This window comes from Sphingobium sp. PNB (genome assembly GCF_019873065.1).
GTDB lineage: Bacteria > Pseudomonadota > Alphaproteobacteria > Sphingomonadales > Sphingomonadaceae > Sphingobium > Sphingobium fuliginis.
The window spans coordinates 1-13,259 of record NZ_JAINEZ010000014.1 but is presented as its reverse complement, the minus strand read 5'-3'; the positions used below and the strand labels follow the sequence as shown (position 1 = coordinate 13,259).

Genomic DNA, 13,259 nt, shown 5'->3' with positions numbered 1-13,259 from the left:
CCACCGGAACAGAGGCCCGATGCGGATTTTTCATGTCCTTCTGATGACAGTGCTTTTGCTGTTCGCGCCAGCCATGGCGCGGGCGCAGGGCGCGTTCGGCGGGAGCGCGCCGCATATCGCGGCGGAACTGACCGCCGAAAGCGCCGTGCCGAGGCCGGGCGAGGGGCAGGCGTCTGGCACGACGATCGCCTTTTCCATGACGCCGGAGCCGGGCTGGCACGGCTATTGGGAAAATCCGGGCGATGCGGGGCTGGGCATGACCGTGAAATGGACGCTGCCCAAGGGGGTCGCCATCGGCCCGCTGCGCTATCCGGTGCCGGAGACATTGTTGATCTCCGGCCTCATGAACCATGTCTATGAGGGCCCCTATGGCGTGCTGGCGAAGCTGACCGTCGCGCCGGACGTGCCCAAGGGCACGAAGCTGCCGATCCGCGTCCGCGCCGACTGGCTGGCCTGCACCGACAAGGTCTGCGTGCCCGAGGGGGCGGAACTGGCGCTGGACCTGATGGCGGGCGACGGCTCCGTCCTGCCGGGCAGCAGGGCGCAGTTCGACGGCTGGCACAGCCACCTCCCGCGTCCGCTGGGCAGCGAGGCGGCCTATGCCATGGCTGACGGTCGCCTGCGCCTGTCCATTCCTTTTCCCGCGGCGGCGAGCGCCCGCGACGTCCATCTTTTCGCGCTGGCCGACGGCCTCATCCGCTATGCCGCCCCGCAAAGCGTCATGCGGCAGGGCGATCGGCTGCTGATCGAAACCGAAGCCGGACAAGGCATGAAATCCGGGCCGGTCCAGGCCGTCCTGCGCACCGGCGACCATGTCGGTTTCCTGCTGACGGCACGGCCCGGCGCGGTTGCCGCCGCGCGGCCCGCCACCTTCCAGACGGTCCTCCTCGCGCTGGGCGGCGCGCTGGTCGGCGGCCTGCTGCTCAACATCATGCCCTGCGTCTTTCCGATCCTGGGGCTGAAGGCGATGAAGCTCGCCCGCGCGGGGGGCGATGAGCATGTCGTCCGGCGGGAGGCGCTGGCCTACAGCCTTGGCATCATCCTCACCTGCCTCGCGCTGGGCGGCCTGCTGCTGGGCCTGCGCGCGGCGGGCGCGGCCGTGGGCTGGGCGTTCCAGTTGCAGGACCCGCGCATCATCCTGCTGCTGTTGCTGCTGGTGACGGCGATCACGCTCAACCTCGCGGGGCTGTTCGAACTCAGCGCCTTCGGCGGCGGCGACAGGCTGGCGGACAAGGGCGGCGCGTCCGGCGCCTTCTGGACCGGCGCGCTGGTCGCCTTCGTCGCCACGCCCTGCACCGGGCCGTTCATGGGCGCCGCCATGGGCGCGGCGCTGGTCCTGCCGCTCGGCGCGGCGCTGGCGATCTTCGCGGGGCTTGGCCTTGGCCTGGCGCTGCCCTTTCTGGCGCTGGCCTATATCCCGCCGCTCCGCACGCGGTTGCCCAGGCCCGGAGCGTGGATGGGGCGGCTTCAGAAGATCCTCGCCATCCCGATGGCGTTGACCGCGCTGGGCCTGCTGTGGCTGCTCGGCCAGCAGCGCGGCGTTACCGCCATCATGCTGGGCGTCGCCGCGGCGCTGATCCTCGGTGCCGGCCTGTGGTGGCTGGGGCGCAGGCAGCGTCACGGCCGGCGCGGCGGGCTTGCCATGATCTGCGCGGCGCTCATCCTCTTCGCAGGAGCCGCCATTTTGTTGCCGGCGCATGCGCCGGCCGCCGCGGCATCGGCCCATGGCGTCCCTTTCGACGAAGCCCGCCTCGCCAGCCTTCGCGCCGCGAAAAAGCCGGTTTTCCTTTATTTCACCGCCGATTGGTGCCTGACCTGCAAGGCCAATGAAGCCGCCGCCATCGATCGCGAAGAGACCCGCGCGGCCTTCAAAAGGGCGGGCGTCACGGTGATGGTGGGCGACTGGACCAATGCCGACCCCGCCATCACCCGCTTCCTGGAAGGGCAGGGGCGTTCCGGCGTCCCGCTCTACCTCTGGTATGCGCCCGGCCGGGAGGCGCAGACATTGCCGCAGCTTCTGACGCCCGCCACGCTGACGGCGCTGGTGCCCTGATGGCCAAGGTCCGCGCCGATCAGCTGCTCGTCGACAGCGGCCTTGCCGAAAGCCGGGCCCGCGCGCAGGCGCTGATCCTGGCCGGTCTCGTCTTCCTGGGCGACCGGAAGATCGACAAGGCCGGGCAGCAGGTCGCCGCCGACGCCGGGCTGGAGGTGAAGGGCCGCGACCATCCCTGGGTGTCGCGGGGCGGCATCAAGCTGGCCCACGCGCTGGAGCATTTCCATATCGACGTGACCGGCGCCGTCGCCATCGACGTCGGCAGTTCGACCGGAGGCTTCACCGACGTCCTGCTGACCCATGGCGCGGCGCGGGTCTATGCGGTGGACAGCGGCACCAACCAGCTTGCCTGGAAGCTGCGTTCCGACCCCCGCGTCATCGTCCATGAACAGACCAGCGCCCGCATCCTGACCGCCGATCACATCCCGGAGCCGGTGGACATCATCGTCTGCGACGCCAGCTTCATAGCGCTCGCCAAGGTATTGGACCGGCCCTTGAGCTTCGCCCGTCCCGGCGCGCGCCTGGTCGCCCTCATCAAGCCGCAGTTCGAGGCGGGGCGGGAGGAAGTCGGCAAGGGCGGTGTCGTGCGCGATCCCGCGATCCATGAACGGGTGTGCAACGACGTCCGGGAATGGGTGTTGTCACGCGGGTGGCAGGTCGAAGGCATAACCGCCAGCCCGATTACCGGCCCACAGGGCAATGTCGAATTTCTCCTCTTCGCAATATTTGGCGGATAATCCCATCCTGTTCGTTTCGCCGCTATAGTCATCATCTGCGACAAATGCCCATTTGAGTCGCTTGCAAAGGCCGATTAGCCCGATCCCATGCGCACCATCCTGCCTGTCTTCCTGATCGCGCTGACCCTTTCCGCCTGTGGCGGTCAAAAGGAAAAGAAGCCGCGTCCTTCCGCACTGGTCGAAGCCGCGCCCATATTGCGTGAAACCTTTACCGACAATCTGGACGCGGTCGGCACCGCCTTCGCCAATGAGCAGGTGGTGTTGTCCGCCCCGGTGACGGAGCGGATCGTCTCCCTCAATTTCAGCGACGGCGGCTATGTCAGCAAGGGGCAGGTGATCGCGTCCCTGGCCGTGGGTCAGGAGAAGGCGGAACTCGCCGCCGCCCAGGCGCAGGCGCTTCAGGCGCAGCAGCAACTGGAGCGCATCAAGGCGTTGAAGGAGCGGGGCTTCGCAACCGCCGCCAGCCTCGACAGCCAGGTCGCGCTGGCCAATGCCGCCCGCGCCAGCGCGCAGCAGGCCCGCGCCTCCATCGGGGACCGCGTGGTGCGCGCGCCCTTTTCCGGCTGGGTCAGCCTGCGCATGGTGTCGCCCGGCGCCATCGTCACCGCCGGCACGCCGATCGCCACGGTCAGCGACATCTCGCGGATCAAGCTGGACTTCACCATCCCCGAAACCCGCCTGGCGCTGGTGCGGGAGGGGCAGCCGATCAGGGCGGTCTCCGCCGCCTGGCCCGACCGGCCCTTCACCGGCACCATCGCCACCATCGATCCGGTGATCGACCCCGCCACCCGCGCCGTCCGGATACGCGCCATCCTGCCCAATCCCGACCGCGCGCTGAAGCCCGGCATGCTGCTGACGGTGAATGTGCTTGCGAAGCAGCGCCAGTCGCTGGCCGTGCCCGAGCTGGCGGTCGTGGGCGATGGTGAGGATCGCTTCGTCTTCCTGGTGGAGGATGGCAAGGCCAGGCGGACCAGGGTCGATACCGGCATCCGCCAGAACGGGCTGGTCGAGATATTGGGCGGGGTGAAGCCGGGCCAGACGGTCGTCACCGACGGCGTCGTCAAGCTGACCGACGGCGTGCCCGTCCGCCTGCCCGGCGACAAGCCGGAAGCGAAAAGCGCCAGCGCCGGCCGGGCGGCCGGTTAGGGAGGCGCGGCCATGCAGCTTTCGGACCTGTCCGTCCGTCGCCCGGTCTTCGCGGCGGTCGTCGCGGTGCTGCTCTGCATCGTCGGGGTGGTCGGCTATCTCAGCCTTTCCATTCGCGAATATCCCGATACCGATCCGCCCATCGTCTCGGTGGAGACGACCTATACCGGTGCGGCGGCGTCGGTAGTGGAAACCCGTATCACCCAGATCATCGAGGATGGCGTCGCGGGCGTACAGGGCATACAGAACATCACCTCGACCTCGCGCGACGGCGTCTCCTCGATCAGCATCGAATTCGATCCGTCGCGCGACATCGATTCCGCCGCGAACGACGTGCGCGACCGCGTGGGCGGCGTGGTAGAGGATCTGCCGGAGGATGCGCTCGCGCCCGAAATCCGGAAGGTCGATGCGGATGCGCGGTCGATATTGTTCATCGTGTTCACCAGGGACGGCTGGACCCCGACGCAGATCGCCGACTATCTCGACCGCAATGTGCTGGACCGTTTCTCGGCCATTGACGGCGTCGCCCGCGTCACCGGCGGCGGCGACGAACGGCCCTCCACCCGCATCTGGCTGAATGCGGAGAAGCTGACCGCCTTCGGCATCACGCCGGGCGACATAGAGGCCGCCCTGCGCGCGCAGAATGTCGAACTGCCCGCCGGGCGCTTCGAATCGAAGGACCAGAACCAGACGCTGCGCGTCGAGCGCGCCTTTTCCACGCCCGAACAATTCGCCCAGCTTGTCGTCGGGCGCGGTGCGGACGGTTATCAGGTGAAGCTGGGCGACGTCGCGCGGATCGAGCAGGGCGCGGAAAACCCCTATACCTCCTTCCGTTCCAACGCCGCGACAGGCGTCGGCGTGGGCATCATCCGCCAGTCGGGCGCGAACACGCTGGAGGTCGCGGAAAAGGCGAAGGCGCTGATCGCTGAACTGCGGCCCACGCTTCCCGCGGGCATGAAAGTCACCATCGGATCGGACGAATCGCTGTTCATCAGCCGCGCCATCGACAATGTCTACGACACGCTGGCCGAAGCGGCGCTGCTGGTCGTGCTGGTCATCTTCCTCTTCCTCGGCTCCCTGCGCGCGACGATCATTCCGTCGGTCACAGTGCCGATCTGCCTGCTGGCGACCTGCGCGGTCATGTGGCTGCTGGGGCTGTCGATCAATCTGCTGACGTTGCTCGCCTTCGTGCTGGCCATCGGCCTGGTGGTGGACGACGCCATCGTCGTGCTGGAGAATGTCTATCACCGCATCGAACAGGGGGAGGACCCGCTGGTCGCCTCCTATCTCGGCACGCGGCAGGTGGGCTTCGCCATCATTTCGACCACGCTGGTGGTCTGCGCGGTGTTCGTGCCGGTGATGTTCCTCGCCGGGCAGACGGGCCTGCTCTTCCGCGAACTCGCCATCGCGATGATCGCCGCCATCGCCTTTTCGGGCTTCATTTCCCTGAGCCTCGCGCCGATGCTCTGTTCGAAGCTGTTGCGCCATTCCGAACGGTCCCACCTGTCGCGCTGGGTCGACGACCGGTTCCAGCGGCTGGAGGCGGGCTATGCGCGGCTGCTGGACCGTGTGCTGAAACGGCCCGTCCTCGCTCTCGTGCCCGTGCTGCTGTTCCTGGCGGGGGCGGGCGTGCTGTTCACCACGCTGCCGACCGAACTGGCCCCGGCGGAGGATACCGGCGTCGTCGATGGGCAGGTGACAGCGCCCGAAGGCACCGGGTTCGACCGCATGAACGCCTATATGCATAGGATCGAGACCGATCTTCAGCCGTTGCGCGATGAAGGCACGCTGCAGGTGCTGAACATCCGTGCCCCCGCCGGCTTCGGCACCAGCGACGATTTCAACGGCGGCAACATCATCGCCTTCCTGCGGCCCTGGGAGGACCGCACGATCACCACGGCGCAGGTGGCCGACACCATCAACAAGGTGATCGCCAACCAGCCGGGGGTGCGCGGCAATGTCGCTCCGCGTTCCGGGCTGGGCCGTGGCCGTGGCCTGCCGGTCAATCTGGTGCTGGCCGGTGCGACCTATGAGGGGCTGGTCGCCGCGCGCGACCGCATCATGGCCGCCGCCGCGACCAATCCGGGCCTGATCAACCTCGATTCCGACTATAAGGAGACCAAGCCGCAGATGCGGATCGAGGTGGATCAGCAGCGGGCGGGCGACCTGGGCGTGTCTGCCAACGACATCAGCCAGGCCTTGCAGACGCTGCTCGGTTCCCGCCGCGTCACCACCTATGTCGACCGGGGCGAGGAATATCGCGTGCTGGTGCAGGCAGAGCGGGAGGGGCGGCAGACCCAGGCGGACCTCGAACGCATCAATGTGCGCAGCCGCACCGGCGTCCTCGTGCCGCTGTCCGCCGTGGTCACCGTCCGCGAGGTCGCCGGTCCGCGCCAGCTCAACCGCTACAACAAGCTGCGCGCCATCACGCTGACGGCCGCGCTCGCGCCGGGCTATTCGCTGGGCGAGGCGCTGGGTTTCCTGGAGGAACAGGCGCGCCAGTCGCCTGAGGTGCTGGCGCTCGGCTATCGGGGCGAGAGCCAGTCGCTGCGCGAGACCGGCGGGTCGATCTGGCTCGTCTTCGGGCTCACCATATTGATCGTCTATCTGCTGCTCGCCGCGCAGTTCGAAAGCTTCGTCCATCCCGGCGTCATCATCGCCACCGTGCCGCTGGCGGTGGCGGGCGGCGTGCTGGGGCTGGCGCTGACGGGCGGATCGGTCAATCTCTACAGCCAGATCGGCATCGTCATGCTGGTGGGGCTGGCGGCGAAGAACGGCATATTGATCGTCGAATTCGCCAACCAGCTGCGCGACGAGGGGCTGGAGATCGGCGCGGCCATCCGTCAGGCCGCCGCCCGGCGCCTGCGCCCGATCCTGATGACCTCCATCGCGACGGTCATCGGCGCCGTGCCGCTGGTCATTCGCGGCGGAGCGGGCGCGGCGGCGCGCCATTCCATCGGCGTGGTGGTGGTTTCGGGCGTCAGCCTGGCGACGCTGATCACGCTGTTCCTGATCCCGATCCTCTATTCGCGGGTTGCAGGACGAACCGTTTCACCGCAAACCGTCAGTCGGCGGCTTGACTCGGCCTTGAAGGATTCGCCCGAAGCCGCCGAATAAAAGGTGGAGCTTCGTTGCCGATGAACGAGATTGCGTCTCCGGGTCAATTACGTCTTGCCTATGCGCGCTGGGCGCTGGTTACTGTGCCTGCGATTGTTTTCCTTGGCTTTCTTTCGGGCAGGCTCGCCAATAGTGGCTATGGCAATCGCTGGTTCGCCGCCCTCGCCAAGCCGGAGCTGATCCCGCCCGGCTGGGTCTTCGGCCTTGCCTGGACCGTGCTCTACATATTGATGGCGCTTGCCTTCGCCATCGTCCTGCACGCGCGGGGCGCACGAGGGCGGGGCATCGCGATTGCGGCCTTCATCGTGCAACTGGGCCTCAACCTCCTCTGGTCCCCGCTTTTCTTCCGCGCGCATCTGGTGGACCAGGCGCTGCTGCTGATCGTCCTGCTGTTCCTGCTCGTCGCCGTCACGACCGCGCTGTTCTGGCGCGTCCGCCGCGTCGCGGGCCTGCTGCTGCTGCCCTATCTGTGCTGGCTGGCCTTCGCCTCCTACCTCAACTATGAGATCGGCCGCCTCAATCCGGACGCGGAAAGCCTTGGCAAACCCGCGCTCCAGACCCAGATATGATTTTTGGCGCCGCCCATCGCGGCGCCGCACGGAAGGATAAAGCATCATGCAGAGCGAAAACCGCTTTTTCGACGACCTTGCCAAGCTGGTGAACGGCGCGGCCGGAACCGTCGCAGGCATGAGCCGGGAATTCGAGACCAATGCCCGCGAAAAGGCCAAGCAGTGGATCGGCGGCATGGATTTCGTCAGCCGCGACGAATTCGACGCGGTCAAGGCGTTGGCCGCCGCCGCCCGGGAGGAGGTGGAATTGCTGAAGGCCCGGCTCGACGCGCTGGAGGGCAAGGCGTCCGAACCGGTCAAGCAGACGGTCCGGGCCAAGCCCAGGGACGGCGAATAACCGGCTGATTTCCGGCGGAAGCGGAGTTGTCCACGCATTTTCCATGCCGCCCCGGTTTCCACCGGCGCAAAAAATGCTTTAAGGCGCGCAGATGATGGACAGCGACGAATATGAAAATGGCGGTCAGGAGGCCGCGCCGATCGACATGCTGGCCGCCTATTTCGAGGCGCATGGCTGGAGCTACGATCAGGTCGGTGAGGATGAGATCGTCGCCAGCACCCAGGGGTCCTGGGCGCAATATGAGCTGCGCGGCATCTGGCGCGACGAGGACCAGGTGCTGCAAATGCTCGCCTTGCCCGACATCAGGGTGAATGAGGACAAGCGCAGCGCCATCTACGAAACGCTGGGCCTGATCAACGAACAGCTTTGGCTCGGCCATTTCGAGCTCTGGTCCTCCAGCGGCATCGTGCTGTTCCGCCACGGCGCGCTGCTGGGGGCGGGCGGCACGCTGACGCTCGACCAGGCGCAGATATTGGTGGAAACCGCCATAGACGAATGCGAGCGCTTCTATCCGGTGTTCCAGTTCGTCCTCTGGGGCGGCAAGAGCCCGACGGAGGCGATTTCCGCCAGCCTCATCGAAACGCGCGGCGAAGCCTGAGACCCTTTCCCATGACCGACATCTGGCCCGACCATCTTTTCCTTGTCGGCTGCGGCAATATGGCGGGGCAGATGCTGCGGCGCTGGCTCGCCTGCGGCCTCGATCCGGCGCGGGTGGTCGTGTTGCGTCCCAGCGGCAAGGCGGTGGCGGAAGGGGTGAGGGTCGTCACCGACTATCCGGCCTCCCTGCCCGCCGGCACCACCATCCTGCTGGGCATGAAGCCCTATCAGCTTGGCGATGTCGCGGGCCTGCTTGCGCCGCTTTGCAGCGCCGATATGCGGATCGTTTCGATCCTTGCGGGAACGCGGCTGGCGGATCTGCGCGCCGCTTTCCCCGCGGCGGCGGAAATCGTCCGCGCCATGCCCAACCTGCCGGTGGGCATAGGGGAGGGTGTCACCGCGCTCCATGCGGATGCCGCATTCCCGGCGGCGTCGCGCAAGGCGGTGGAGGCGTTCATCGCCCCGCTAGGCCTTGCCGAATGGATTGCGGATGAAGGCCAGTTCAACGAAGTCACCGCGCTGTCCGGCTGCGGACCCGCCTTTCTGTTCCGCTTCGTCGATGCCCTTGCGCGGGCGGGCGAGGCGATCGGCCTCTCCGCCGAGCAGGCCGGGCGCATGGCGCTCGCCACCGTGCGCGGCTCTGCCAGTATGGCTGCCATGGCGAGCGAAAGCCCGGCCGTGCTGGCGGATCGCGTGGCCAGCCCCGGCGGCATGACGCGGCAGGGTCTGAACGTGCTCGATGCCGACGACCGGTTGCTGAAGCTGCTCACCGATACGCTGGTCGCCGCGCGCGACCGGGGCGAGGCGATGGCCCGGGGCGAATAGGGCCGGGGCGGTTCACCTCTTCCCGCAAATCCCTTAGAGAAACGACATTCCCCTCCTTTGGAGTCCTGCGATGCTGTCCCCCGAAACGCCCATCCTTGTCCTCACCACCGGGGGGACGATCGACAAGATCTATTTCGATGCGCTGTCGGATTATCAGGTAGGCGAAACGGTGGTGGCGAAGCTGCTGGACATCGCCCGCGTCAAGCGGCCCTTCCGCATCGAGGAAGTGGTGCGCAAGGACAGCCTGGAACTGGACGATGCCGACCGCGCCCTGATCCGCGACCGTGTGGCCGCCGCGTCTGAAAGCCATATCGTCATCACCCACGGCACCGACACGATGACGGAGACGGCGAAGCTGCTTTCCGCCATCGCCGGCAAGACGGTCGTGCTGGTGGGCGCGCTCGCCCCGGCGCGTTTCGGGGAAAGCGACGCCAGCTTCAACCTCGGCATGGCCTTTGCGACGGTGCAGCTTGCCGCGCCGGGCGTTTACATCACGATGAGCGGGTCGGTCTTCCGGGCCGACAGGGTGGTGAAGGATCGGGAAAAGGGCGCCTTCGTCCCGATTGGCGAGTGAGTTTGCGTTGGGGGTGTTCCTGGTCGATCAGAGGTCATTTCCCCTCTCGCCCATGATCCCTTCATGACCGGCCGCTTCAGCGCGTGCCGGCCTTCTCCGCCGCCACGGGAACCGCGCCGCCCTCCGGCGTCTGCGCCTTGGGCGCGAAGATGCGGAGGCTGTCGAGCGTCTTTTCCGCCATCGCCTGATATTGCTCGCTCAGCATTTCAGGATAGACGAAGCTGGCCGTGACGATAGAGCCGTCCGGCTGTTTCATCAGCCGCAGCGCGACATTGTTGCCCTCGCCGTCATTGGCGGTGCCGCGATATTCGTTATCGCCGATATAATCGCCGCTCACCCCTTCGGAGCCTTCGCTCACCGTCTCGACGATCTGTTGCAGCGTCTGGTCGCCCTCCTTCTTCTGCCAGAAGATGCGGACGTCCGCGCCCGCGCCGGGGTCCTGATAGACCACGCCGTCCGCATTGCTGGAGGCCGCGTCCTTCTGCCAGCCTTCGGGGAAGGTGATGGAAAAGCCGCGCTCGACATTGACATAGTTGCGGGATGCGGGCGTGTCGGCCTTCGCTTCGGCCATCGCCCTGGCCGCGGCGGCATTGGCGGCGGCGGCGAGTTCGTCCTGGCTTGGGAGGTCCTCCACCGGTTCCGCGCGGCCGCAGGCGACCAGCAGGAGGAGGGGCATGGCGGCGGCGAGGATGGCGCTTTTCATCGCTCCCCCAAAGCATAGCCGCCGCGACATTTCAACGCCGCAACCGCGTGTGGCGCGATGGGACGACGGCAGTGCGGGGCGTCCGCCCCCGTCAGCCGGTCCGATCAGGCAGCGCTGTCGATGCCCAGTTCGGCGAGCTTGCGGTAGAGGGTGGAGCGGCCGATGCCCAGCCGCCGGGCCACTTCGGTCATGCGCCCGCGATAATGGCCGATGGCCAGGCGGATGACGTCCGCTTCGATCTCCGCCAGTTGGCGGACATGGCCGTCGCCTTCGAACAGGGTGATGCCGGCGGCCTCCCGATGCGGCTGCGGCACGGCATGAAGCCGGCCACGGGACTCGCCATGGCCGCGCCCGCGAATATGGGCGGCGATCTGTGGAAAATCCTGGGGCGTAAGAGCATCGCCCTCGCACAGCACCGCGGCGCGGAACAGGGCGTTCTGAAGCTGGCGCACATTGCCCGGCCAGTCATGCTGCATCAGCAGCGCCAGCGCGTCGTCGGTAAGGCCAAGGCCGCGCAATCCCGGCTGGGTCGCGATGCGGGCGAGCAGATGGCGGCACAGCGCCGGCACATCGCCCAGACGTTCGCGCAGCGGCGGAATGGTGAGCTGCACGACGTTGAGGCGGTAATATAGGTCTTCGCGGAAGCGCCCCGCCTCGATCTCGTCATGCAGCCGCTTGTTGGTGGCGGCGATGACGCGGACATCGACATGGATCGGGCGGCGCGCGCCTATGGGCTGGACTTCGCCGTCCTGAAGCACGCGCAGCAGCTTCACCTGCGCGTCCAGCGGCATTTCGCTCACTTCGTCGAGGAAGATCGTGCCCATGTCGGCCGCGACGAATTTGCCGACCTGCCGGTCGAAGGCGCCGGTGAAGGCGCCGCGTTCATGGCCGAACAGGTCGGATTCCACCAGATTGGCCGGGATCGCGCCGCAATTGACGGTGATCATCGCCTGCTTGTGGCGGGGGGAAGCGGCGTGGATCGCGCGGGCGATCACATCCTTGCCGACGCCGCTTTCGCCCTCGATCAGCACGGGGACGCGGGCGCGGGCCGCCTTGGCCGCGATGGCGAGCGCGGCGCGGAACTGCGGCGCGGCGCCGACCACATCCTCGAAGGACAAGGCGGCAGGGATCTTCTCGGTCAGCGGGCGCAACTCGCCCTTGCCATGTTCGCCGTTCAGCGTGGCGTTGAGCGCGGCGAGCAGCCGCTCAGGCGCGATCGGCTTGGCGAGATAGTCGGTGGCGCCGGCCCGCATCGCCTCCACCGCGACGGCGACATTGTTATGCGCGGTGAGGATCAATATGGGCAGGGCCGGCCGGCGGGCACGCAGTTCGCGGATCAGGCCGGTCGGCTCATAGCTCGGGCTCCACTGGTCGAGCAGCACGGCGTCGAGCCGCATGCCGTCCTGCGTGCCCAGCATCGCAATCGCGGTGTCGCCGTCATTGGCGAAGATGGTGCGCCATCCCGCACGGGCGGCGAGAGCCGACACCAGCCTGCGCTGCGCCGGCTCGTCGTCGATCAACATCAGCATCGAAACGCCGTCGCGCGCCATCCTTACCCCTCATAAGCGAACTGGTGCCGAAGGTAGGGAAGAGGGGTAAAGACCGGCTTAACCGGAAAAATTTTCTTGTCCGCTGACGGCTTGAGGGGGAGAGGGCTTGGCGATAAGAGGATGCCGCGAAACGGACAGAGAGGGACAGTGCATGGCTTCGGACGGGAATATGAACAGCGCAACCCAGACCTATGAAGGGTTCGTAGCCCTCATCAAATGGGGAACCATCGCCAGCGCCGTCGTCGCCGCTCTGGTCGTGCTGCTGATCGCCAGCTGAGCCAGGCTTGATCGCTGAAGGGGGAGCAGATGACGCCGTTCCTTCTCCCCTGCTTTTTGGCCGCCTGTATCGTCGGGGCGCTCGTTGCATGGCGGGCGCGGCCGGACGAGGGCTGGGCGCTCGTTTCCGTTCTTCAGATGCTGTCATCCGCCATTCTGGTCGGCGCGCTGATCGTGGCGGCGGAGGCGGGCAGCAGTATCGCCCGGACATTGGGCCTGCTGGCGATAGTGGCGGGCAGCGCCGGGTTTTGCGGCGGTTTGGTGGCGGCGCGGCGGATCGGCATGCCGCCGCGGCCATGATGGAAGGCGTGAACGCGACGATCCTCGCCGGCTGGTCGCTGGCCGCCTTATTGTTCGCGGCGGCTCTGCTGGCCCCGCTTGGCGGCGGGTTGCGGCGGGGCGCGCATCTGGCGGGCGCCGCGATGATGGTTGCGGGCACCGTGACCCTCTACAGCCATGATGTCATGGCCCTGCCGCAAATCTGCGCGGCGCTGATCGCCGGAAGCGCGATCGGGCTGGCATTGGGGCGCGGCATGCCGCGATCCGCGCTTCCATCGCTGATGTGCGGTCTCATCGGACAGGCCGGCCTGGCGGCCGTCTTCATCGGCGGAGCGGCCTTGCGCGATCCGCATGCCTTCGGCCTGCTCGACGATGCGACGGACCGGCTGCGCATCGAGGGCGCCGCTGCGATCGGCGCCGCCGTCGCCTGCGGTGCCATGGCCTGCGCGGGGGCGGCGGCGGTCCTGTGGCGCGGGGCGGCGGGGCGGTGGCATCC

13 protein-coding genes and 1 pseudogene are annotated in these 13,259 nt (G+C 67.4%); 12 read left to right on the top strand and 2 right to left on the bottom strand.

Annotated elements, in window-relative coordinates:
* The first annotated feature begins 19 nt into the window (after positions 1-19).
* The 9 genes from K7W03_RS07125 to K7W03_RS07085 all read left to right on the top strand — a co-directional run bounded on the left by K7W03_RS07125 (position 20) and on the right by K7W03_RS07085 (position 9,955).
* Positions 20-2,053, top strand: coding sequence for a protein-disulfide reductase DsbD family protein (locus tag K7W03_RS07125; RefSeq protein WP_222885861.1), 2,034 nt, complete (start codon positions 20-22; stop codon positions 2,051-2,053).
* Positions 2,053-2,790, top strand: coding sequence for a TlyA family RNA methyltransferase (locus K7W03_RS07120; protein ID WP_025549713.1), 738 nt, complete (start codon positions 2,053-2,055; stop codon positions 2,788-2,790). The genes K7W03_RS07125 and K7W03_RS07120 overlap by 1 nt, the downstream gene beginning before the upstream one ends.
* Positions 2,791-2,877: 87 nt before the next feature.
* Positions 2,878-3,936 carry an efflux RND transporter periplasmic adaptor subunit gene (locus K7W03_RS07115; protein ID WP_061936890.1) on the top strand — a complete coding sequence of 353 codons (1,059 nt, stop codon included), beginning with the start codon at positions 2,878-2,880 and terminating at the stop codon, positions 3,934-3,936.
* A gap of 12 nt (positions 3,937-3,948) precedes the next feature.
* Entirely contained in the window at positions 3,949-7,053 is a 3,105-nt protein-coding gene (locus K7W03_RS07110; RefSeq protein WP_222885860.1) for an efflux RND transporter permease subunit, read from the top strand.
* A gap of 20 nt (positions 7,054-7,073) precedes the next feature.
* Positions 7,074-7,622 (top strand): TspO/MBR family protein, encoded by a 549-nt coding sequence (locus tag K7W03_RS07105; protein ID WP_222885859.1) that lies wholly within the window; start codon positions 7,074-7,076, stop codon positions 7,620-7,622.
* Between the two features lie 46 nt (positions 7,623-7,668).
* Positions 7,669-7,959 (top strand): accessory factor UbiK family protein, encoded by a 291-nt coding sequence (locus tag K7W03_RS07100; RefSeq protein WP_007683948.1) that lies wholly within the window; start codon positions 7,669-7,671, stop codon positions 7,957-7,959.
* A 91-nt stretch (positions 7,960-8,050) separates the two neighbouring features.
* Positions 8,051-8,557, top strand: a complete 507-nt coding sequence (locus tag K7W03_RS07095) for a YbjN domain-containing protein (RefSeq protein ID WP_222885858.1) — start codon at positions 8,051-8,053, stop codon at positions 8,555-8,557.
* Positions 8,558-8,568: 11 nt separating this feature from the next.
* Positions 8,569-9,381 carry a pyrroline-5-carboxylate reductase family protein gene (locus K7W03_RS07090; RefSeq protein WP_222885857.1) on the top strand — a complete coding sequence of 271 codons (813 nt, stop codon included), beginning with the start codon at positions 8,569-8,571 and terminating at the stop codon, positions 9,379-9,381.
* A 70-nt stretch (positions 9,382-9,451) separates the two neighbouring features.
* Positions 9,452-9,955 carry an asparaginase domain-containing protein gene (locus K7W03_RS07085; RefSeq protein WP_048577390.1) on the top strand — a complete coding sequence of 168 codons (504 nt, stop codon included), beginning with the start codon at positions 9,452-9,454 and terminating at the stop codon, positions 9,953-9,955.
* Between the two features lie 76 nt (positions 9,956-10,031).
* Here the strand turns inward: K7W03_RS07085 and K7W03_RS07080 are convergent, their stop codons facing one another.
* Positions 10,032-10,658 carry a hypothetical protein gene (locus tag K7W03_RS07080; RefSeq protein ID WP_222885856.1) on the bottom strand — a complete coding sequence of 209 codons (627 nt, stop codon included), beginning with the start codon at positions 10,656-10,658 and terminating at the stop codon, positions 10,032-10,034.
* A gap of 104 nt (positions 10,659-10,762) precedes the next feature.
* Positions 10,763-12,208 (bottom strand): sigma-54-dependent transcriptional regulator, encoded by a 1,446-nt coding sequence (locus tag K7W03_RS07075; RefSeq protein WP_222885855.1) that lies wholly within the window; start codon positions 12,206-12,208, stop codon positions 10,763-10,765.
* A gap of 169 nt (positions 12,209-12,377) precedes the next feature.
* On the opposite strand from K7W03_RS07075, the gene K7W03_RS07070 reads away from it, so the two are divergent.
* The 3 genes and pseudogenes from K7W03_RS07070 to K7W03_RS07060 form a co-directional block, all read left to right on the top strand.
* Positions 12,378-12,485, top strand: coding sequence for an aa3-type cytochrome c oxidase subunit IV (locus tag K7W03_RS07070; protein ID WP_226869800.1), 108 nt, complete (start codon positions 12,378-12,380; stop codon positions 12,483-12,485).
* A gap of 29 nt (positions 12,486-12,514) precedes the next feature.
* Positions 12,515-12,784, top strand: a complete 270-nt coding sequence (locus tag K7W03_RS07065; RefSeq protein ID WP_061936908.1) for a proton-translocating transhydrogenase family protein — start codon at positions 12,515-12,517, stop codon at positions 12,782-12,784.
* Positions 12,784-13,259, top strand: a pseudogene (locus K7W03_RS07060) (NADP transhydrogenase subunit beta); the annotation flags it as partial. The gene K7W03_RS07065 and the pseudogene K7W03_RS07060, both read left to right, overlap by 1 nt.